The sequence below is a fragment of the Rhizobium sp. LCM 4573 genome, from assembly GCF_001854865.1.
GTDB lineage: Bacteria > Pseudomonadota > Alphaproteobacteria > Rhizobiales > Rhizobiaceae > Neorhizobium.
Genome location: NZ_MDDW01000024.1, coordinates 57724 through 79909 on the forward strand (window position 1 = coordinate 57724; position 22186 = coordinate 79909).

Sequence of the window (22186 nt, forward strand, 5' to 3'; positions counted from 1 at the left end):
TTACGGGCCTACGCAAGCCCTTGACGCATCGCCTCACATCCATATAGTTTAAACTTAAAATAATATAAGATCGGTGGAACGTCAGGAGGAATCTGGTTCATGCGAATCGTCTGCATCGGCGGTGGTCCCGCTGGCCTCTATTTCGCGCTGCTGATGAAGAAACAGCATCCCGAGCATCGCATTTCCGTGGTCGAGCGCAACCGGCTCTACGATACCTTCGGCTGGGGCGTCGTCTTCTCCGATGCCACGATGGAATCGATGAAGACCTGGGATGTGGAAAGCGCAGCGGAGATCCAGGATGCGTTCAACCACTGGGACGATATCGAGGTGGTCTTCAAGGGCACCCGTCAGCGAACCACCGGCCACGGTTTCGTCGGGATCGGCCGCAAGAAACTCTTGAACATCCTGCAGCGCCGCTGCGAGGCGCTCGGTGTTGAGCTCATCTTCGAGACCGAGGCCGAGAGCGACCTCGACTTTCCGGATGCCGATCTCGTCATCGCTTCCGACGGATTCAATTCCAGTATCCGCAACCGCTACCCGGAAGTCTTCCAGCCGGATCTCGTCGTGCGCCCGAACCGCTATATCTGGCTCGGCACCAACAAGCTCTTCGACGCCTTCACCTTCGATTTCCGCAAGACGAAACACGGCTGGTTCCAGGCGCATATCTACAAATTCGACGAGAACACCTCGACCTTCATCGTCGAGACGACCGAAGAAGCCTATGAAAAGCACGGGCTCGGCGAGATCGATCAGCAGGGCTCTATCGACTTCTGCCAGAACCTCTTTTCGGAAGTTCTCGAAGGCGCCTCGCTGATGACCAATGCTCGGCATCTGCGCGGCAGCGCCTGGCTCAACTTCAACCGGCTGATCTGCGGCAAGTGGAGCCATTTCAACGGCAAGTCCCATGTGGTGCTTATGGGCGACGCCGCCCATACCGCACATTTCGCGATCGGTTCCGGCACCAAGCTCGCGATCGACGATGCCATCGAGCTTACCCGGCAGTTCGACCTGCGGGGGCACGACAGGAAGAATATTCCGGCCGTCCTGCAAACCTATGAGGAAATCCGCCGCGTCGACGTCGCCCGCATCCAGAACGCGGCGCGCAACGCCATGGAATGGTTCGAGGTGGTGGGCCACCGCTATGCGGATACGCTGCCTCCCGAACAGTTCATGTATTCCATGCTGACACGCTCGCAGCGCATCAGCCACGAGAACCTGAGGCTTCGCGACAAGGCCTGGCTCGAAGGCTATGAACGCTGGTTCGCCGAACAATCCGGCATCGAGACCGGTTCGAACGGCCGCGTGCTCCCGCCGATGTTCACCCCCTATTCGGTGCGCGGCGTCGAGCTTTCGAACCGCATCGTGATGTCGCCCATGGCTATGTATTCCGCCAGGGACGGACTGATGGACGATTTCCATCTCGTGCATCTCGGCTCGCGGGCACTCGGCGGCGCCGGCCTCGTCTTTGCCGAAATGACTTGTGTTTCGCCGGATGCCCGTATCACGCCCGGCTGCCTCGGGCTCTGGAACCAGGAACAGGCAGCAGGATGGAAGCGCTTCGTCACGTTCGTGCATGAGAACAGCGCGGCCAAGGTCGGCATCCAGCTTGGCCATGCCGGGCGCAAGGGCGCGACCAAAGTCGCGTGGGAAGGTATCGATCAGCCCCTGCCCGAGGGCGGGTGGCCGCTCCTTTCAGCCTCCGCCATCCCCTACCTGCCGCATAGCCAGCTCCCCAGGGCGATGGATCGGGATGACATGGACCGGGTGAAGGCGGATTTCGTGCGTTCAGCCGAGCTTGCGATCACCACCGGCGCCGACTGGCTAGAGCTGCACTGTGCCCATGGCTACCTGCTGTCGAGCTTCCTTTCGCCGCTGACGAACCTGCGCGAGGACGATTATGGCGGCAGCCATGAGAACCGGGCGCGCTTTCCGCTGGAGGTGTTTAGGGCGATCCGCGCCGTCTGGCCGGACGACAAGCCAATCTCGGTACGCCTTTCCTGCCACGACTGGTTCGAGGGCGGCAATACGCCGGAGGACGCAACGATCTTTGCGCGCATGTTCAAGGAGGCCGGCGCCGATCTGATCGACTGCTCATCCGGGCAGGTGTGGAAGGAGGAAAAGCCGGTCTATGGCCGTCTTTTCCAGACACCTTTCTCCGACAAGATCCGCAACGAGATCGGCATTCCGACCATTGCCGTCGGCGCAATTTCGGAAGCGGACCATGCGAACTCGATTATCGCCGCCGGCCGCGCCGATCTCTGCGCCGTCGCCCGGCCGCATCTCGCCGATCCCGCTTGGGTGCTGCACGAGGCGGCAAAGATCGGCCTCACGAACATTGCTTGGCCGAAGCAATATTACTCGGGCAAGGCGCAATACGAGACCAATCTCGCCCGCGCAGCGGCGGCAAAGTGAGGGAGGCTGCCATGACAGCATCCGGCAAGCTTGCCAATCGTCATGCCCTCGTCACCGGCGCCGGCGGTGGCATCGGTGTCGCGATCGCAACCGCACTGGTCGCAGCCGGCGCCCGCGTGACACTGGCCGGAAGGCGGCCGGAGCCGCTGGAAAAGCTTGCAAGCCTGCTCGGAGCCGACAAGGTGTGCATTGCCGACGGCTTCGACGTCGCCGACCCGATCGCCATCGATAACGGGCTCAAGAATGCCCATGCCTGCTTCGGGCCGGTCGACATTCTTGTCAACAATGCCGGCGAAGCGCCGAGCGCGCCTTTCGAAAAGACCTCGCTCGACACCTGGAATCGGGTGCTCGCCATCGATCTTACCGGGGTGTTCCTGGTGACCAGGGCCCTGCTGCCCGATCTCAAGGTTTACGGCGAGGGCGCGCGCATCATCAACATCGCTTCGACGGCCGGGCTCACCGGCTATCCCTACGTTTCAGCCTATACCGCGGCAAAGCATGGAGTCGTTGGCCTTACCCGTTCCCTGGCGCGGGAGTTGGCAAAGACAGGCATCACGGTGAACGCTGTCTGCCCCGGCTTCACCGACACGCCGCTGATCGCCCGATCAATCGACACGATCACCGCGAAGACAGGGCGGAGCGCCGAGGAGACGATGCAGGAATTCACCAAGGGCAATCCGCAGGGGCGGCTCGTCAGACCGGAGGAGGTGGCCGACGCCGTTCTGTGGCTCGCATCCCCAACAGCGGCATCGATCAACGGCCAGGCAATCGCGATCGCCGGCGGGGAGGTATTGGCAGGATGAACGAGACTTCGATGGCAGGGCATCTGCGGCCCTTCAAGGGCTATCAGGCAAAGCATTTTCTCTGGCAGGTGAGCGATGACGGTCGCGTGGCGACCATCCGCCTCAACCGGCCGGAGCGCAAGAACCCGCTGACCTTCGAGAGCTATGCGGAGCTGCGCGACCTTTTTCGCGATCTCGCCTATGCTTCGGAYATCCGGGCCGTGATGCTGACGGGCGCGGGAGGCAATTTCTCCTCCGGCGGGGACGTATTCGAGATCATCGAGCCGCTGACGAAGATGGCTATGCCGGACCTCCTTGCGTTCACGCGAATGACCGGCGATCTCGTCAAGGCGATGCGCAAGTGCCCACAGCCGATCATCGCCGCCGTGGACGGCATCTGCGCGGGTGCCGGCGCGATCCTCGCCATGGCTTCCGACATGCGGCTGGCGACGCCGGAAGCGAAGACCGCCTTCCTCTTTACCCGGGTCGGACTTGCCGGAGCGGATATGGGCGCCTGCGGTATCCTGCCCCGCATCATCGGGCAGGGGCGCGCCGCCGAACTGCTCTTCACCGGCCGCTCGATGAGCGCTGCGGAGGGCCAAGCCTGGGGGTTCTACAATGCGCTCCACTCCGCCGAAAGCCTTGAAGCGGAGGCGCTGAAGCTCGCCCATTCGCTGGCGGATGGACCGTGGTTCGCGCACACGATGACCAAGACCATGCTGAACCAGGAATGGGCGATGGGCATAGACGAGATGATCGAGTCGGAAGCGCAGGCGCAGGCGATCTGCATGGCAACCAAGGATTTCCGCCGCGCTTTCGAGGCCTTTGCCGAGAAGCGCAAGCCGATATTCGAGGGCGACTGATGGCGGCTCTCACCAATATCAAAGGGCCCGACCGGGAGTTTCTCGACTGGCCGTTTTTCGACAAAAGCCACAAGGCGCTCGCGGAGAAACTCGACCATTTTACCGCTTCGGGTGCGCTTTCCGGCATCGACCATCTGGACGTGGATACAGCTTGCCGCAAGATCGTCCGGACGCTCGGCGACGCCGGATTGCTGCATGCGGCGACCGGTACCGGCGGAGAGCGCCCAATCGATTCGCGCGCAGCCTGCCTGACCCGCGAAACGCTCGCCTGGCATGACGGACTTGCCGACTTCGCCTTTGCCATGCAAGGACTCGGAACCGGGGCTATCGGACTTTCGGGCTCGGAAGAACTACGACGCACGGTGCTGCCGAAGGCACGCTCCGGCGAATGGCTTTCGGCGTTCGCGCTTTCCGAAAAGGATGCCGGCTCCGATGTGGCGGCTATGAGCTGCGCCGCCCGAGAGGAGGGTGACCACTATGTCCTGGACGGCGAAAAGACCTGGATTTCCAATGGCGGCATTGCCGACGTCTATACGGTCTTTGCCCGGACCGGAGAAGCGCCGGGCACGCGCGGCATCTCCGCCTTCGTCGTCTTCGCCGACGATCCGGGCTTTTCCATCGCCGAACGGATCGAGGTGATCGCCCCGCATCCGCTCGCGACCATTCGGTTCGAGAACTGCCGCATTCCGGCTTCTCGCCTGCTCGGCACCCCCGGCGAGGGGTTCAAGATCGCTATGCGTACGCTCGACATTTTTCGTGCTTCCGTCGCGGCCGCAGCGCTCGGCTTTGCCAAGCGCGCATTGGACGAGGCCTTGGCTCACGCGAAAGCCCGGCCGATATTCGGCGCTCATCTTGCCGACCTGCAGCTCACCCAGGCCGCCTTCGGCGATATGGCGGCCGGAATCGATGCGGCCGCACTTCTCACCTATCGCGCCGCCTGGCGCCGCGACGTGCAAAACCTGCCGACCACAAAGGAAGCCGCCATGGCCAAGATGGCTGCCACAGAAACCGCCCAGAGCGTCATCGACCGAGCCGTGCAGATCTTCGGCGGGCGCGGCGTGAAGAGCGGCGAAATTACCGAGAAGCTTTATCGCGAGATCCGGGCTCTGCGCATCTACGAAGGTGCGACGGAGGTCCAGAAACTCATCATTGCGCGCGAACTCCTGAAGTCCGCGCCTCCGGAGAAGACGAATGCATGACATCCTGCAGCCGGAAGGCTGGGCGAAACCGGTCGGCTATGCCAATGGCATGGCCGCAAGGGGGCGGCAGATTTATGTGGGCGGACAGATCGGCTGGAACGGCCAGTGCCGGTTCGAGACCGACGATTTCGTGGAGCAGGTGCGCCAGACGCTGAAGAACGTGGTTGCCGTGCTCTCCGAAGCCGGTGCACGGCCGGAGCATGTGACCTCCATGACCTGGTACTTTACCGACAAGGCGGAATATGTCGAAAATCTCAAGGGCATCGGCAAGGTCTATCGCGAGGTGATGGGCCGGCATTTTCCCGCCATGGCGGCGATGCAGGTGATGGCACTGGTGGAGGATCGCGCCAAGATCGAGATTCAGGCAATCGCCGTGATCCCGGAGTGAGCCGATGAATGAACGGCTTCAGTTCTCCGACAGCGTCTCGGCCGAGCTTCGGAAAGGCGTCCTCATCGTCACGATCGACAATCCGCCGGTCAACGCGACATCAATCAGCGTGCGGCAAGGGCTTGCCGCGGCACTCGCCCATGCGGAGATAACGGACGATGTTCAAGGTCTTGTGCTGACAGGCGCGGGCAAGACCTTCATCGGCGGCGCCGATATCAAGGAATTCGGCCAGGCACCGGTGGAGCCCATTCTGCCGGTAGTGATCGAGGCCATCGAAGCCTTGGCGAAGCCAGTGGTCGCCGCAATCAATGGTGCGGCCCTCGGCGGAGGGCTGGAGGTGGCGCTCGCCTGCCACTGCCGGATTGCATCGCCACCCGCCCAAATGGGCCTGCCGGAGGTCAAACTCGGCATCGTGCCGGGAGCCAGCGGCACGCAGCGCCTGCCGCGTCTTACTGGCATTCCGGCGGCCATCGATCTCATAGCCTCCGGACGGGTAGTGAAGGCGCAGGAAGCGCTGGCACTCGGTATTCTCGATGAGATCGCCCAGGGCGACCTCGTGGAAGCTGCGATCTCCGGAGTGAACCGGTTTGCCGGCAAGCCGCTCCGCCGCACCGGCACGTTGACGATCGCCTCAGCCGATCCCGCTGAAATCGAAAAAACGTCAGCCAAGATTCTCGGCAAAGTACGCGGGCAGAAAGCGCCGGCCGAGGTGATCCGCCTTGTGGGGTCCGCCACTCGCCCGTTGATGGAAGGACTGGCGGACGAACGCGCCACCTTCCTGACACTCAAGGACAGCGATGAAGCCGCAGCCCTCAGGCATGTCTTTTTTGCCGAGCGAGAAGCTTCCAAAGTACCCGGTTTGGAAGGCGTCGAGCCTCGCCCGGTCAGTACCGTCGGCATCTGTGGGCTGGGCCTGATGGGCAGCGGGATCGCGGTTGCGGCACTGGGAGTCGGCTATTCGGTAGTCGGTCTTGACCAGACGGCTGAGGCTGTCGAAAAGGGCCGGGAACGTATCATCGGCCTGCTGGAGCGGACGAAAACCTCCGGGCGACTGGATCAAGCGGCTTTCGATGCTCAGGTCGCACGGCTTTCGGTGACGGCATCGGATGCCGATCTGGCTCCCTGCGACCTTGTGATCGAAGCCGTGTTCGACGATCTTTCCGTCAAAACGGAGCTCTTCCAGCAGCTCGACAAGGTCGTCCGCCCGGATGCGGTGCTTGCGACCAATACCAGCTATCTGAACCCGGACGAGATTGCCGGCGCGACCGCCCATCCGGAACGCGTGATCGGTCTGCACTTCTTCTCTCCGGCACATGTCATRCGGCTTGTGGAGGTGGTGCACTGCGGCAGAACCGCGCCGGATGTGCTTGCAACAGGGCTCGCATTTGCCAAGCGGTTGCGCAAACTGCCGGTGGTCACCGGTGTAACGGAAGGCTTTATCGGCAACCGCATCTTCTCCGCCTATCGACGGGAAGCGGAATTCCTGCTGGAAGACGGCGCCCTGCCTCACGAGATCGACGCGGCGCTGGAAAGCTACGGCTTCCCCATGGGGCTTTTCGCCGTCTATGACATGGCGGGGTTGGAAATTGCCTGGGCACGGCGAAAACGCCTTGCCGCAAGCCGCGATCCCAATGACCGCTACGTAGAAATCGCCGACAGGCTGTGCGAAGCCGGGCGTCTCGGCCAGAAGGCCGGGTGCGGCTGGTATGCCTATCACGATGGCAAGCGATCGATCGACCCGGAAGTGACGGCGATCATCGGAGCGTGCCGCGAGAAAAAGGGTATAGCGCCACGGAAGTTCTCGACCGAGGATATTATTAGCCGGCTTCTGAATGCCATGGCAACGGAGGGTGAAGTACTTCTCGCCGAGGGCATAGCCGCCCGCGCAAGCGATATCGATCTGGTGATGATCAACGGCTACGGCTTTCCGGCACACAAAGGCGGGCCGATGTTCGCCATGGCTCAGACGCCGAGATAGCGATCCTGCAAATCGGTGGAAAGCTCTGCGGGCACGCCTGCCCATACGCTGCGGCCGTTTTCCAGGATGATGCAGCGGTCGGCGACCGGGAGAAGTTCGGAAAGCGTTTTGTCGACCACCAGGATCGCGAGGCCTTCAGCCTTCAATCTGCGGATCGCCTTCCAGATGTCCTGCCGGATTACAGGCGCCAAGCCCTCGGTCGCCTCGTCGAGGATCAGGAGGCGCGGGTTGGTCATCAAAGCCCGGCCGATCGCCAGCATCTGCTGTTCGCCGCCGGAAAGGGAGCGCGCCATTTGGGCATGCCGCTCCTCAAGCCGCGGAAAAAGCGCGTTGACGCGGGCGAGAGTCCATTCACCCGGCCGCGCCGCAGCGACGAGGTTCTCGTGCACGGTCAGGTTCGGGAAGCAGCGGCGGCCTTCCGGCACGAGGCCGATGCCGAGCTTCGCCACCTGATGCGGCGGCTTGCCCTTCGTATCCACGCCGCCGAGCTTTACCTGGCCGGCGCGTGGCGGGTTGAGATTGCAGATAGCACGGATGGTTGTGGTCTTGCCCATGCCGTTGCGGCCCATCAGGGCCACGGCCTCGCCTTCACCAACGGAAAGATCGACCCCAAAAAGCGCCTGGCTCGCACCATAGAAGGCTTCGATCTTCTCGACATCGAGCAGCATCAGACGTGATCTCCGAGATAGGCGGTGCGAACGGCCGGATCGCGGCGGATCTCCTCCACAGTGCCGGTCGCTATGATGCGGCCGTAGACGAGCACGGAGATGCGGTCGGCAAGCGCGAAAACCGCATCCATGTCGTGCTCGACCAGAAGGATCGACGCCTCCTGCCTCAGCGTATCGAGAAAGCGGGTGAGCGACTTCGAACCTYCCGGTCCCATGCCAGCCATCGGCTCATCGAGCAGGAAGGCTTTTGCCCGAAGCGCCAGGGCGATGGCTATCTCGAGTTGCCGGCGCTCGCCATGGGAAAGCTCAGCGGCCGGCACGCGTGCGCGTTCCGCAAGTCCTACACGCTCCAGCATGGCCATGGCGGCATCGATGAGCGAAGTATCGCGCATCACCGGCCTGAAGAAGCGGAAGCTCGAACCCTCCCTCGCCTGCACCGCCAGCATGACGTTGCGAAGCGCGGAAAACTCCGGCGCCAGCGAGGAAACCTGGAAGGTACGGCCGAGGCCAAGCCGCGCGCGCTCGGCAACCGAGAGACTACCGATATCCTGTCCCGCTAAGCGGATCGTACCGATATCCTGACGCAGCGTTCCGCAGATCTGGTGGATGAGGGTGGATTTGCCCGCGCCATTGGGGCCGATCAAGGCGTGAATCTCGCCAAGGCGGAGATCGAGCGTCACGCCATCGGTGGCGCGCAGCGCACCGAAGCTTTTCACCAGCCCGGAGATTTCAAGAACCGGATCAGCCATGTTTGGCCCTCCCCGCAAGAAATCCCAGCAATCCGCCACGCGCGAAAAGTACCACACCGAGCAGGATCAGCCCGAGGAAGAACTGCCAGCGCTCCGTTATCCCGCCGAGCGCATACTCGAAGATGACGTAGAGCATTGCACCAGCGAGCGGGCCAAAGAGCCGCCCGACGCCGCCGAGGATGATCAGCACGATCAGCTCGCCCGACATATGCCAGGAGAGCATGGAGGGACTGACGAAGCGGTTGAGATCGGCAAACAGAGCACCCGCCAATCCGGTTACGGCTGCCGAAATGGCAAAGGCCGTCAGCCGGATGCGGAAGGGTGCGATGCCGACGGTCGCCACCCGCACCTCGTTCTGCCGCGCCGCCTGCAGGGCGGAGCCGAAGCGCGAGGCGCGGATCAGCGCAAAGAGACCAATCGCAGCGATAAGCACCAGGTAGCAGATCAGCAAGAAATTGAGTGGCCGCATGGTGTTGACGCCCGGAAACTGGTTCCGGACGAGGATCGACAGTCCGTCCTCGCCGCCATAGGCCGGCCAGGAGATCGCGAAGTAATAGACCATCTGCGCGAAGGCGAGCGTGATCATGATGAAGTAGACGCCGGATGTGCGCAGGCTGATTGCACCGATCGCCAGTCCGACCAGGCCCGCAACAACAACCGCCACCAACCAGACCACCAGCATCTGGTTCGTGCCGGGTAGCCCGAAGACGAGCGGATCCCCCGAAAAGCCATGGGTCGCCAGAATGCCCGCCGCATAGCCGCCGATGCCGAAGAAGGCCGCATGGCCGAAGGAGACGAGGCCGCCGAGGCCGAGTGCCAGGTTGAGGCCGGTCGCGGCAAGCGCCAGGATGGCGATGCGGGTGGCAAGCGTGATGTAGAAGTTCTGCCCCAGCGCATAGGCACCGAGCGGCACCGCCAGCAGCAGCGCAGCCAGAATCAGATTGGTGAGATTTTCGCGCGACATCATCGAGACCTCACGCATGCGCGGCCGGGAAGAGGCCGCGGGGTTTCACCGCGAGGATCAGCGCCATCACGACATAGATGAGCATCGAGGCAGCGGCACCGCCGATCATGCCGGCCTGGGCGGGCGGCACGAAGAGCGCCAGCAATTGCGGCAGCAGGAAGCGCCCCATGGTATCGGTAACGCCGACTAGCAGCGCGCCGAAAAGCGCTCCCTTGATCGAGCCTATGCCGCCGATGACGATCACCACGAAGGCGAGGATCAGCACCGGCTCGCCCATGCCGACCTGCACCGATTGCAGCGCGCCGACCATGGCGCCCGCAAGGCCCGCAAGCGCCGCGCCGAGCGCGAAAACCACAGTATAGAGCGTGCGGATATCGACGCCGAGCGCGCCGATCATCTCGCGGTCGCTTTCGCCGGCGCGGATGCGCATCCCAAGCCGCGTTTTTGAAATCAGTATATAAAGGCCGAAGGCGATAAGGGCGCCGGCGGCGATGATCGCCAGACGATAAACCGGGTATTGCAGCCCGCCCGGCAGCGGCACGGCGCCAGCCAGAAGGGGTGGAATATCGAGGTAGAGCGGAAAGGAGCCGAAGAGCCAGCGCGTGCCTTCCGAAAAGATCAGGATCAGCGCAAAGGTGGCGAGCACCTGATCGAGATGATCCCGATCATAGAGCCTGCGGATGACGAGGAGTTCGACGATGGCGCCGGCCGCAGCCGCGCAGGCGAGGCTGGCGACGAGGCCGATCCAGAAGGAACCGGTCGCCGCCGCCACCGCGGCGCAGGCGAAAGCGCCGACCATGTAAAGCGATCCGTGAGCGAGGTTGATCAGGCCCATGACGCCGAAGATCAGCGTCAGCCCGGCCGCCATGAGAAACAACATGACGCCGAGCTGCAGGCCGTTCAACAACTGCTCGAGAGCAAGTGCGAGGGTCACCAGCTGACCTTACATCTTGCAGTCTTTAGCATAGGCATCGCCATGATCGGCGAAGATCTTCTCCACCGTCTTGTTGGTGAGCACATCGCCTTCCTTCACCACTTCCGTGACATAGATGTCCTGGATCGGGTGCTGGTTGGTGTTGAACTTGAAGTTCCCGCGCGGCGATTGGATATCGGCCTTAAGGAGTTCCGCGCGGAAGGCTTCAGTGTCCTTCACATCCGCCTTGGCGGCAGCCGAGAGGATGAGCTGTGCCGCATCATAGGCCTGGACGGCATAGATCGACGGCAGACGGTTATACTCCTTCTGGAAGTCGGCAAGGAACTTCTTGCTGGCTTCGTTGTCGAAATCCGGAGCCCACTGGCCGGAGGCCTTGACGCCGAGCGCCGCATCGCCGATCGCCGGCAGCACGTCCTGGCTGAAGGAGAAGCCCGGGCCCATGACAGGAATGTTCACGCCCGACTGGGYGAACTGCTTCATGAAGGCGATGCCCATGCCGCCCGGCAGGAAGACGAAGATGCCATCGGCGCCKGAGGCGCGCATCTGGGCGATCTCCGCAGCGTAATCCGTCTGGCCGACCTGGGTATAGATCTCGCTGGCTACCTCGCCCTTGTAATAGCGCTTGAAGCCGGTCAGCGAATCCTTACCGGCCGGATAGTTCGGCGCCATGATGAACATCTTCTTGTAGCCCTTGTTGGCATATTCGCCCATGGCTTCGTGAAGATTGTCGTTCTGGTAGGCGGCGTTGAAATAGAGCGGGTTGCACTTCTCGCCGGCAAGGGCAGCCGGCGCGGCATTGGTAGAGACGTAGAGCTTGCCTTGCGCCACAGCGCTCGGTGCAACCGCCATCAGAAGGTTCGACCAGACGATGCCGGTCAGGATATCGACCTCGTCGCTCTGGATCATCTTGTCGGCGATCTGCACGGCCAGTTCCGGCTTCTGCCCATCATCCTCGGTGACGACCTCTATTTCCTTGTTACCGGAATTCTTGATCGCCAGCATGAAACCGTCGCGGGTGTCGATGCCGAGCCCGGCACCGCCGCCGGAAAGCGTAGTGATCATGCCGATCTTCAGCGGTTCGGCCATGGCAAGGCCGGAGACCCCGAGGCTCAAGGCCAGCGTGGCCACAGCAAGACTTTTCTTCATTTGATGGCTCCCAGTTGTTTTATTGTTCCCATAATTCACACTCGCCGCGAAACTTCCACCATCTCGATACCGGCTAAGATGTTTTTATTCTCAGGCCTCAGGCTCTTGCGGCCTGTTTCAGCCGAAACCTCTGGATCTTTCCCGATTCCGTCTTGGGCAAAGCATCGGTGAAGACGATGGAGCGCGGATACTTGTAGGGCGCGATCACGCTCTTCACATGCTCCTGTAAAAGTTTCACCAGCGCATCGCAGGCAGCGGAAGGATCGGCCAGCACGACATGCGCCTGAACGATCGTGCCGCGTTCCCCGTCCGGCGCGCCGATGACGGCGCATTCCAGCACGGCCTCATGCTTGAGGAGTGCCGCCTCCACTTCCGGACCGGCGATGTTGTAGCCGGCCGATATGATCATGTCGTCGGAGCGGGCGGCGAAGTGGAAATAACCGTCCTCGTCCTGGGCGAAGGAATCACCGGTCAGGTTCCAGCCGTCGCGAACATAGTCCTTCTGGCGCTCATCGGCGAGGTAACGGCAGCCGGTCGGTCCCTTGACGGCAAGCCGCCCTATCGTGCCGCGCGCAACCTCGTTCATGTCATCGTCCAGGATCACCGCTTCGAAGCCCTTGATCGGCCTGCCTGTGCAGGYGGGCTTCGCATCGCCGAGATGGTTGGAGATGAAGATGTGCAGCATTTCAGTGGAGCCGATGCCGTCGAGGATCGGCTTGCCCGTCTTCCGCGTCCACTCCTCGAAGACCGGCGCGGGAAGCGTCTCGCCGGCGGAGACGGCGATGCGCAGCGAGGAGAGATCCGCGCCCGCGTCCATGGCGGCGAGCATTGCCCGGTAGGCCGTCGGCGCGGTGAAGCTGATGGTCGCCTTATAGGTCTCAATGATCTCGATCATTTTCGGCGGGGTGGCCTGCTCCAGCAGCGTTGCCGCCGCACCGAAGCGCAAGGGGAAGATCGCAAGCCCGCCGAGCCCGAAGGTGAAGGCGAGCGGCGGCGAGCCGACGAAGACATCGTCCGGCGTGACGTTCAGCACTTCCCTGGCGTACGTATCGGCAATGATGAGAATATCCCGATGGAAATGCATGGTCGCCTTCGGCACGCCGGTGGAGCCGGAGGTGAAACCGAGCAGCGCCACATCGTCCCGTCCGGTCTTCACCGCCTCAAAGCGGACCGGCTTGTTCAGCGCCGCGCGGTCAAGTTCCGCATCATGATTGGCAGTTCCGTCGAAGCCGATGACCTGCTTCAGGAAAGCACTCTCCTTGGCTGCCGCCACCAATTCGTCCATGAGCCGCGTGTCGCAAAGCGCCATCGATATCTCTGCTTTGTCGATGACCTTGGTGAGCTCGCCGGCGCGCAGCATGGGCATGGTGTTGACCACCACCGCACCCGCCTTGGTGGCTGCAAGCCAGCAGGCCACCATGGCCGGGTTGTTGGCCGAGCGGATCAGAACGCGATTGCCAGGCTTCAGACCGTAATCCTCGACGAGCGCCCGCGCGATGCGGCTCGTCCAGTCGGAAAGCTCCTTATAGGTGCGGCGGCGGCCATTGCCGATCAGCGCCGTATGATCTCCGAAGCCGCGCTCGACCATTCGGTCCGTGAGCTCGACCGCGGCATTCAGCCATTCGGGATAGTCGAAGCCATCAAACTTGAGTTCGGGCCACTGATCCGCCGGCGGAAGATTGTCGCGCGCAAATGAATCCAGATGGCCTGTCGGTCCCAGCATCATTCATGTTCCCATTCTTTCTGATGCGGCCGGCCGATGGGAAGCTTTGCCTCCTCAAGCCCGATCGCGCGCGGCTTTTTGCCTTTTTGGTGAGAATTGCACCGCCTTCCGCGTCTGGCAAGAGAGAAATTTTAAGTTTGTAATAATTTTCGAAGCAGCGGTTTTCAGCACTTCGCGCCTTCCGTCGAGCGTGCTGCGGTGCCAGTATGCCTGACGGAGAAGACGAGGAGTACCAAGCATGCGCCACCGCATAACCGACTGGAACGATGCCTATGCCAACGGTCCGAACATTCCCGGCGGGGAGCGCTGGCCTGGGCTTTGGGTAGAGCCTGYGCGGCATTATCGCGACGTGCTGATGGATACCGGGCGCGCCAGGCTCGACATTGCTTATGGTCCGGAAGAGCGCAACCGCCTCGACCTTTTCCTTCCGGTCGGCGATCCCGTCGGCCTCGTCGTCTTCGTGCATGGCGGTTTCTGGCTGAGGCTGGACCGGAGTTACCTGTCTCATTTGGCGCGCGGGCCCGTGGAGCACGGTTACGCGGTCGCGATGCCTTCCTATACGCTCTGTCCGGATATCCGCATTTCCGGCATCACGGCCGAAATCGGCGCCGCGATTTCCGAGGCATCGGCCATCGTGGGCGGGCCGATCCGCCTCATCGGCCATTCGGCGGGCGGGCAATTGGCTACGCGAATGATATCGACAACCTCCCCGCTTGCCGAACCGGTGCTGGAACGTATCGTCAAGACGGTTTCGCTATCGGGCCTGCACGACCTGAGGCCCCTGATACACACCGGCATGAACAAGAGCCTGAAGATCGACCGGCAGGAAGCCTGGCGGGAGAGCCCGGCCCTCCTCGAGCCGCTGTCCGGCGTGCGGCTCACCTGCTGGGTCGGCGGCAGCGAGCGCTCGGAGTTCATCCGGCAAAGCGCGCTGCTTGCCAACATCTGGAAAGGACTGGGCGCGGAGACGGATTATGTGGAGGAGCCCGACAAGCATCACTTCACGATCGTCGATGGCCTGGCTGATCCGCGCCACCCGATGGTGAGCGCTCTACTGTCCTAAAGCGAAGCCGCGGCGCGGGCGGCCTGGTCATAATGGCCGGAAAGAGCTCTCAGCCGGGCTGCGACTTCCGAAAGGCTCTCGGCAGAGACCTCGGTCGCGAGCACCGAGCGGACGAGCAATGCCTCGCGTAATGATTTATATCGGACGCAGGCGTCGGCGCCCGCCTCCGTGACGCTGACCAGCTTTTCCTTGCCGCGCCGGYCGGATTTGATGAGCTTCAGGCGCTCGAGCTTTTTCAGGGCATAGGTCACGACATGGGTATCCTCGATATTCAGCACGAGGCAGATGTCGGCGAGCGTCTTGGGCTTGTTGCGGCTGTTGATGTTGTGGAGCACGAGGATATCGACCGGAGAGAGGTCCGGCACGCCGGAAGCGGCCATACACCGCACCATCCAGCGGCTGAAGGCATGGTTCAGCATGATGAGTCCAAACTCGATCTCGGACAAAGCCGGCAATGCGCCGCTCGCCAGATGTCCCGAGGACACGATCGGACCGAACTGATCCTTAGATGACATGCTTCGCCTCCCGAAAACGAGGGCGCCGCGGGCTTTCGGCCGCGGCGCCTCAAAATCACATCTTCCTGTAAGCGTCCAGAATGGCTTTGCCATCGTCGCCGGCCTTGGCGGCCCAATCCTCAGTGAGCTTGGCGCCGACTTCGGCAAGGCCGGTCTTCAGCTCTTCGCTCGGTGCGACGACCTGCATGCCGTTCTGCTTCAACGTGTCCATATAGGCGGCTGTCTTTTCCACCCCGAGACCGAAGCCGCGCGTTTCCGCTGCGGCGGCAGCGTCCGTCACGGCCTTCTGGACCGCCGGATCGAGCGCCTCGAAAGCCTCCTTGTTCACGAATACGACGTTCTTGGGGATCCAGGCCTGGGTATCATAATAGTGGGTCAGTGATTCCCAGATTTTCGAATCGACGCCGGTGGCGGAAGAGGTCATCAGGCCATCCACAACACCCGTCGCCAGCGCCTGAGGCAGCTCGGCCGCCTGGATCGTCACAGGCTGGGCATTCACCAGTTCGGCGATGCGCGCGGTGCCTACGTTATAGGCGCGCCACTTGAGGCCGGCGAGATCGGCAACCGAGTTCAGCTCCTTCTTGGTGAAGATGCCCTGCGGTGGCCAGGGCGTGGTGTAGAGCAGCTTCAGGCCCTGCTCGTCGAGCGCCTTTTCGATCGCCGGCTTGGAAGCCTCCCATAGCTTTTTCGACTGGTCGAAACTGGTGGCAAGGAAAGGCACGACATCAATGCCGAAAACCGGGTTCTCGTTCTCGTGTAGCGAAATCAGCACCTCGCCGGCCTGGGCCTGTCCGGTCTGCACGGCGCGCTTGATGTCGGGCGCCTTGAAGAGCGAGGCATTCGGGTGGACGGCGATCTTCAGGGCGCCATTGGTGGCGGCATCCACATCCGAGGCGAACTGGCTGAGGTTCTGGACATGATAGTTTGCCGGCGGATAGGCCGAGGGCAGGATCCAGGTGGTTTGCGCAAGCGCAGAGCCTGTGGCGGCGAACATCGCCGCGGTGACAAGCCCCGTTCGAACGAGGCTGGAAATCATCGGTTTCATTCTCATTCCCCTTTTCGCAAGTTAACCCGGGAAGGCCATTTTCGGCAGAACCATCACGATATCCGGGAAGACCGTGATGATGGCGACCGTCGCCACAAGCAGGAAGAAGAAGGGCAGCGAGGCGCGCGCCACCGTCAGGCTATCACGCCCGCTCATCGTCTGCAGGACGAAGAGGTTGAAGCCGACCGGCGGCGATACTTCGGCCATTTCGACGATCAGCACCAGGAAGATGCCGAACCAGATGAGATCGAAGCCCGCCTGTTGGATCATCGGCAGCACCACCACCGTCGTCAGCACGATCATCGAGAGCCCGTCGAGGGCGGCGCCCAGCAGGATGTACATGACCGTCAGCACGGCGATCAGGGCATAGGGGCTGAGATTGAAACTCTCCACCCAGGAGGCGAGCGCATTCGGAATGCCCGTATAACCCATGGCGATCGACATGAAGCCGGCACCTGTCAGGATCAGCATGATCATACAGGTAAGCCGGGTCGCGCCCATGACGCTTTCCCAGAAGGATTTCATCGTCAGCGAGCCGGACCAGGCGGCGATCGCGAGCGACCCCAGCACGCCCCAGGCGGCACACTCGGTAGCCRTCGCCCAACCGAGCAACAGGGTCGCGAAGACAAGGGCGATGAGAAGGGCGACGGGGATGAGGTTTGCGGACTCCTTCAGCTTCTCCCTGAAACTCATCTTCGGGGGCGCGGGCGGTGTCTTGTCCGGGTTCATGAGCGACCAGACGGCGATATAGCCGGAATAGAGCGCCATCACGATCAGGCTCGGCAGGAAACCCGCGAGGAATATCTGAATGATCGAGACGTTCGCCGCCACCGCGTAGACCACCATGGTGATGGACGGCGGAATGAGGATGCCGAGCGTACCCGCGCCGGCGAGCGAGCCGAGGCTCACCATCTCGTCATAGCCACGCTTCTTCAGTTCCGGCAGAGCGATCTTGGCGATCATGGCGGTGGTGGCCGCCGATGAGCCGGAGATCGAGCCGAAGAGGCCGCAGCCGAGCACGTTCACATGCATCAGCCGGCCAGGCAGCCAGCCGAGCCAGGGCGATAGGCCGCGAAACATCTCTTCCGAAAGCCGTGTCCGGAACAGGATCTCGCCCATCCAGACGAACAGGGGAAGGGCCGCCAGCGACCAGGAGGCGCTGCCGCTCCAGGAATTGGTGGCAAGCACCGCGCCGATTGGAATGCCCTGCACGAAGAGCATGGCGATCCAGCCGCAGATGAGGAGCGCAATGCCTATCCAGACACCGCCGGTCAGCAGCGCCAGCAAGGCAAACAGCACGACGCCCGCGATTTCAACGAGTTCCAGCGTTCCCATCGATCAGGCCCCGCTCTGGATGGCGCGTTCTATGACTTCCTCGGCGGTTTCCGGCTCCGGTTTCTCGTATCGCGGCATGCCGCCGAAAAGCACGTGCACAAGCTCGTCCACGAAGGCTATCGCCAGGATGACAAGCCCTCCGCAGAAGCCGAGCTGAGGGATCCACAAGGGAACTGCGATGACCCCCTGCGACAGATCGTTGAGGCGCAAGGAGGTCCGCGTCATGTCGACCGCATACCAAGCGAAATAGATGACGGCCGCGGCGCCGACTGCCAACGCGGTTACTTCCATGACCCGCCGCATCGGCCCCTTTATGCGCTCGATCAGCAGGCCGACCCGGATCRTCTCGCCGGAGCGGAACGTATGCGCAAGGCCGAGGAAGGCGGTTGCCGCCATGCACCACGAAGCGAAATCGTCGCCCGCAGGCACGTCGATCCCAAGCGGCCTGCCCGCCGATAGCGCCAGCATGATGAGAAAGATCGCAATCAGGAAAAGCCCGGCCAGCCACCCCGAAACGAGATAGAGGCCGTCGAGCGATTTTCGCAGCCATTCCGGCAGAACGCTGTGACGCGGATCAACGGAGGACATGCGACGCCCTCCCGGCACATGCACGGCAAAAGATCATGATCGGCTCCCCTCGGTTGCCGTTGTCAGGCAGGCTCTTGGCGGCCTTTGCCCGTAGTTTGGGCATGATGCTTCAATGTGCATTTTCCTGTCAACTAATCATTGACGTTTTATCGACGAACTGTTTTCGTTGGCAAAATCAGATTTCCAATAAGGGGCGGAACATGGGCAGCGGCAAGTGGGATTTCTGGATCGATCGCGGCGGCACCTTTACCGATATCGTCGGCCGCAAGCCGGATGGGTCGCTCACCGCACACAAGGTGCTTTCGGAAAACCCCGAAGCCTATCGCGATGCCGCCGTGCATGGCATTCGCGAACTRCTGGGCATGCCCGCCGGCGCGCCGATTCCATCCGAACTCATTGGCGCGGTGAAGATGGGCACCACCGTCGCCACCAATGCGCTGCTCGAGCGCAAGGGCGAGCGGACGCTGCTCGTAACCACCCGCGGCTTCCGCGATGCGCTGGCGATCGGCTATCAGGCACGCGCCGATATCTTTGCCAAGAAGATCATCAAGCCGGAACTTCTCTATTCCGCCGTCGTCGAGATCGATGAACGGGTGCGTGCCGATGGAATAGTTGAAGCCGTGCCAGACGAGGCGACGGTGCGCACCGAGCTTCAAAAGCACTTCGACTCCGGCATCCGCGCGGTCGGGATCGTCTTCATGCATGCCTATCGATATCCGGCTCACGAACAGCTCGCCGCGCGCATCGCCCAAGAGATCGGCTACACCCAGATCTCGCTCAGCCACGAGGTTTCGCCGCTCATCAAGCTCGTCGGCCGGGGCGATACGACCGTGGTCGACGCCTATCTTTCCCCCATCCTGCGGCGCTATGTCGACCAAGTGGCGGGCGAACTCGGTGCCGATGAAGAGACCGGTCCGCAGCTGATGTTCATGCAATCCTCGGGCGGATTGACCGCCGCGCGGCTCTTCCAGGGCAAGGACGCGATCCTCTCGGGCCCGGYCGGAGGCGTGGTGGGTGCGGTGGAAACCTCGCGGCTGGCGGGCTTCGACCGGATGATCGGCTTCGACATGGGCGGTACATCCACCGATGTCTCGCATTACGACGGCGAGTTGGAACGGTCCTTCGAGACGGAAGTCGCCGGCGTGCGCATGCGCGCGCCGATGATGTCGATCCACACGGTCGCGGCCGGCGGCGGCTCGATCCTGCATTTCGAAAACGGCCGCTTTCGTGTCGGTCCGGACTCGGCCGGCGCCAATCCGGGACCGAAGGCCTACCGCCGCAGTGGGCCACTCACGGTCACCGACGCCAACATCATGCTCGGCAAGCTTTCCCCGAAACTCTTTCCGGCGATCTTCGGCCCGAACCGCGATCAGCCGCTCGATGCCGATGCGGTACGCGCCGCCTTTGTGGAGATGGCGAAGGTGATCGGCGACGGCCGGACGTCGGAAGAAGTAGCCGACGGCTTTCTCGCCATTGCGGTCGAAAACATGGCCAATGCCGTGAAGAAAATCAGCGTGCAGCGCGGCTATGACGTGACCCAATACGTACTGACCTCCTTCGGCGGCGCGGGTGGCCAGCATGCCTGCCTCACCGCCGATGCGCTCGGCATCTCGACCGTTCTGATCCATCCCTTCTCCGGCATCCTCTCGGCTTACGGCATGGGGCTTGCCGATATCCGCGCCACCCGCCAGCGGACCATCTCCGAAGAATTGACGGAAGCACTCGAGGCGCTTCCGCCGATCCGCCAGGAACTCACTGCCAGCGTGCTCGAGGAAATGGGCTCGCAGGGCATCCACGACGCCGAAGCCGAAGTGCTGCATCGGGCGCATCTGCGCTACCAGGGCACTGATACGACTTTGCCCGTAATCGTGACGAATGCCGTCGACATGACGGTGGCCTTTGAGGCCGCGCACAGGAAGCAGTTCGGCTTCATCTTCGAAAACCGCGAGATCATCTTCGAAGCCTATGAGGTGGAGGCGATCGGCGGCGGCGCCGATTCCGCCGAGCCGGAATTCCCGCTCGAAACGTCTGCTCCGGTCGCAGCGGAGGAGACGAAATTCTTCTCCGGGGGCGCGTGGCGCGAGGCGCCCGTCTACAAGAGAGACGATATCAAGCCGGGTGCGAGAGCCAACGGTCCCTGCCTTATCATCGAGCCGCACCAGACGATCGTGGTCGAGGACGGCTGGGCCTTCGAGATCACGCAGCTGAACCATGTCGTTCTGAAGCGCGTAGCCGCGCTTTCCCGCGCCAAGCCGATCGGCACGGAGGCCGATCCGGTGCTGCTGGAAGTCTTCAACAACCTCTTCATGTCTATCGCAGAGCAGATGGGCGTAACGCTGCAGAACACCGCTTCCTCGGTCAACATCAAGGAGCGGCTCGACTTCTCCTGTGCGGTTTTCGACGCCAACGGCGCRCTAGTGGCGAATGCCCCGCACATGCCGGTGCATCTCGGCTCCATGGACCGTTCGGTGGAGACGGTGATCGCCGCCAACAAGGRCAAGATCCGTCCCGGCGACGTGTTCGCGCTCAACGCGCCCTATAACGGCGGCACGCATCTGCCGGATATTACCGTCGTGACGCCGGTATTCGACGATATCGGTCGGCAAATCCTCTTCTATGTCGCCTCGCGTGGCCATCATGCGGATGTCGGCGGCACGGCGCCGGGTTCGATGACGCCGCTTGCAACGACCGTGGACGAAGAGGGCGTGCTGTTCGACAACGTGCTTCTCGTGGATCAAGGCCGCTTCGACGAGGCAGGCATCACGAAGCTCCTTTCCGAGCACCCCTACCCCGCCCGCAATGTCGCCCAGAACGTCGCGGACCTGCGGGCGCAGATCGCCGCAAACGAAAAGGGCGTGCACGAGATGCGCAAGATGATCGCGCAGTTCGGTCTTGACGTGGTGCAGGCCTATATGGGCCATGTGCAGGACAATGCCGAGGAGAGCGTGCGCCGCGTCATCGAGAAGCTGAACGACGCGGAATTCTCCTACGCGACCGACCAGGGCAGCACGATCCGGGTGAAGATCACCGTGGACAAGGCTAAGCGCGAAGCCACAGTGGATTTCACCGGCACCAGCCCGCAGAGGCAAAACAACTTCAACGCTCCGGAACCGGTGACGCGCGCCGCCGTGCTCTATGTCTTCCGCGTGATGGTGGAAAGCTCGATCCCGATGAATGCCGGATGCCTGAGGCCAATCAGGATCATCGTGCCGGAAGGCTCGATGCTGAAACCAAAATATCCGGCCGCCGTCGTCGCCGGCAATGTCGAGACCAGCCAGCACGTCACCAACGCGCTATTCGGTGCACTGGGTGCGCTGGCCGCGAGCCAGGGCACGATGAACAACCTGACGTTCGGCAACGCGACCTATCAGTATTACGAAACGCTGTGCTCGGGCTCGCCGGCCGGCGTGTTCAACGATCTTAGCGGTTTCGACGGAACAGATGCCGTGCATGTCCACATGACCAATTCGCGCCTTACCGATCCGGAAATCCTCGAAACCCGCTATCCGGTACTGCTCGAAGATTTCCACATCCGAGAAAACTCCGGCGGCAAAGGCAGGTGGTCGGCAGGCAGYGGTACGAAACGTACCATCCGCTTCCTCGAAAAGATGGATTGCGCCATCCTCTCCTCTCACCGGACGATCCGCCCGCATGGGCTTGCCGGCGGCGAGGCGGGCGAGATGGGCCTGACCACCGTGCGACGTCTCAACGGATCATTCGAAGAACTCGGCGGCTGCGCCCAGACGCTCATCGAAGCGGGCGAGGCCGTCACAGTCCAGACACCGACAGCCGGAGGCTATGGCAAAATCGCTTGATCTGCCGTAACCGGAAAGC

18 protein-coding genes are annotated in these 22186 nt (G+C 62.4%); 8 read left to right on the forward strand and 10 right to left on the reverse strand.

Annotation, left to right across the window (positions count from 1 at the left end):
• The first annotated feature begins 99 nt into the window (after nucleotides 1-99).
• The 6 genes from LCM4573_RS18730 to LCM4573_RS18755 are packed head-to-tail and all read left to right on the forward strand — an operon-like array spanning nucleotide 100 to nucleotide 7622.
• The gene (locus tag LCM4573_RS18730; protein ID WP_071007896.1) at nucleotides 100-2412 is read left to right on the forward strand and encodes a bifunctional salicylyl-CoA 5-hydroxylase/oxidoreductase; all 2313 of its coding nucleotides are present in this window, start codon (nucleotides 100-102) and stop codon (nucleotides 2410-2412) included.
• 11 nt (nucleotides 2413-2423) lie between these two features.
• Entirely contained in the window at nucleotides 2424-3215 is a 792-nt protein-coding gene (locus tag LCM4573_RS18735; protein WP_071007897.1) for an SDR family NAD(P)-dependent oxidoreductase, read from the forward strand.
• Entirely contained in the window at nucleotides 3212-4057 is an 846-nt protein-coding gene (locus tag LCM4573_RS18740; RefSeq protein WP_071007898.1) for an enoyl-CoA hydratase family protein, read from the forward strand. The genes LCM4573_RS18735 and LCM4573_RS18740 overlap by 4 nt, the downstream gene beginning before the upstream one ends.
• Complete coding sequence (locus LCM4573_RS18745) at nucleotides 4057-5256, forward strand: acyl-CoA dehydrogenase family protein (RefSeq protein WP_071007899.1); 1200 nt, start codon at nucleotides 4057-4059, stop codon at nucleotides 5254-5256. The genes LCM4573_RS18740 and LCM4573_RS18745 overlap by 1 nt, the downstream gene beginning before the upstream one ends.
• Nucleotides 5249-5644, forward strand: a complete 396-nt coding sequence (locus LCM4573_RS18750; protein WP_071007900.1) for a RidA family protein — start codon at nucleotides 5249-5251, stop codon at nucleotides 5642-5644. Before LCM4573_RS18745 ends, LCM4573_RS18750 begins: the two co-directional genes overlap by 8 nt.
• Before the next feature lie 4 nt (nucleotides 5645-5648).
• Nucleotides 5649-7622 (forward strand): 3-hydroxyacyl-CoA dehydrogenase NAD-binding domain-containing protein, encoded by a 1974-nt coding sequence (locus LCM4573_RS18755; RefSeq protein ID WP_071007901.1) that lies wholly within the window; start codon nucleotides 5649-5651, stop codon nucleotides 7620-7622.
• Here LCM4573_RS18755 and LCM4573_RS18760 read toward each other — a convergent pair.
• The 6 genes from LCM4573_RS18760 to LCM4573_RS18785 form a co-directional block, all read right to left on the reverse strand.
• On the reverse strand, nucleotides 7607-8290 hold the full coding sequence (locus LCM4573_RS18760) for an ABC transporter ATP-binding protein (RefSeq protein ID WP_083347531.1): 684 nt from the start codon (nucleotides 8288-8290) through the stop codon (nucleotides 7607-7609). The two genes, LCM4573_RS18755 and LCM4573_RS18760, sit on opposite strands and share 16 nt — an antisense overlap.
• Entirely contained in the window at nucleotides 8290-9039 is a 750-nt protein-coding gene (locus LCM4573_RS18765) for an ABC transporter ATP-binding protein (protein ID WP_071007903.1), read from the reverse strand. The genes LCM4573_RS18760 and LCM4573_RS18765 overlap by 1 nt, the downstream gene beginning before the upstream one ends.
• Entirely contained in the window at nucleotides 9032-10003 is a 972-nt protein-coding gene (locus LCM4573_RS18770) for a branched-chain amino acid ABC transporter permease (protein ID WP_071007975.1), read from the reverse strand. Before LCM4573_RS18770 ends, LCM4573_RS18765 begins: the two co-directional genes overlap by 8 nt.
• 10 nt (nucleotides 10004-10013) lie before the next feature.
• The gene (locus LCM4573_RS18775; RefSeq protein WP_071007904.1) at nucleotides 10014-10937 is read right to left on the reverse strand and encodes a branched-chain amino acid ABC transporter permease; all 924 of its coding nucleotides are present in this window, start codon (nucleotides 10935-10937) and stop codon (nucleotides 10014-10016) included.
• Between the two features lie 9 nt (nucleotides 10938-10946).
• Nucleotides 10947-12083, reverse strand: coding sequence for an ABC transporter substrate-binding protein (locus tag LCM4573_RS18780; RefSeq protein ID WP_071007905.1), 1137 nt, complete (start codon nucleotides 12081-12083; stop codon nucleotides 10947-10949).
• 97 nt (nucleotides 12084-12180) lie between these two features.
• Nucleotides 12181-13806, reverse strand: coding sequence for an AMP-binding protein (locus LCM4573_RS18785; protein WP_071007976.1), 1626 nt, complete (start codon nucleotides 13804-13806; stop codon nucleotides 12181-12183).
• 238 nt (nucleotides 13807-14044) lie between these two features.
• On the opposite strand from LCM4573_RS18785, the gene LCM4573_RS18790 reads away from it, so the two are divergent.
• Nucleotides 14045-14869 carry an alpha/beta hydrolase gene (locus LCM4573_RS18790; RefSeq protein ID WP_071007906.1) on the forward strand — a complete coding sequence of 275 codons (825 nt, stop codon included), beginning with the start codon at nucleotides 14045-14047 and terminating at the stop codon, nucleotides 14867-14869.
• Here LCM4573_RS18790 and LCM4573_RS18795 read toward each other — a convergent pair.
• The 4 genes from LCM4573_RS18795 to LCM4573_RS18810 are packed head-to-tail and all read right to left on the reverse strand — an operon-like array spanning nucleotide 14866 to nucleotide 18352.
• Nucleotides 14866-15384: a winged helix DNA-binding protein gene (locus LCM4573_RS18795; protein WP_071007907.1), complete on the reverse strand. Its 519-nt coding sequence runs from the start codon at nucleotides 15382-15384 to the stop codon at nucleotides 14866-14868. The two genes, LCM4573_RS18790 and LCM4573_RS18795, sit on opposite strands and share 4 nt — an antisense overlap.
• 55 nt (nucleotides 15385-15439) lie before the next feature.
• Nucleotides 15440-16420 carry a TRAP transporter substrate-binding protein gene (locus LCM4573_RS18800; RefSeq protein ID WP_071007977.1) on the reverse strand — a complete coding sequence of 327 codons (981 nt, stop codon included), beginning with the start codon at nucleotides 16418-16420 and terminating at the stop codon, nucleotides 15440-15442.
• A 30-nt stretch (nucleotides 16421-16450) separates the two neighbouring features.
• Entirely contained in the window at nucleotides 16451-17764 is a 1314-nt protein-coding gene (locus LCM4573_RS18805) for a TRAP transporter large permease (RefSeq protein WP_071007908.1), read from the reverse strand.
• Nucleotides 17765-17767: 3 nt separating this feature from the next.
• A complete protein-coding gene (locus tag LCM4573_RS18810; RefSeq protein WP_071007909.1) occupies nucleotides 17768-18352 on the reverse strand; it encodes a TRAP transporter small permease in 585 nt (194 codons plus the stop codon).
• 200 nt (nucleotides 18353-18552) lie between these two features.
• Here LCM4573_RS18810 and LCM4573_RS18815 point away from each other — a divergent pair, with 200 nt between their 5' ends.
• Entirely contained in the window at nucleotides 18553-22167 is a 3615-nt protein-coding gene (locus tag LCM4573_RS18815) for a hydantoinase B/oxoprolinase family protein (protein WP_071007910.1), read from the forward strand.
• Nucleotides 22168-22186: the final 19 nt, after the last annotated feature.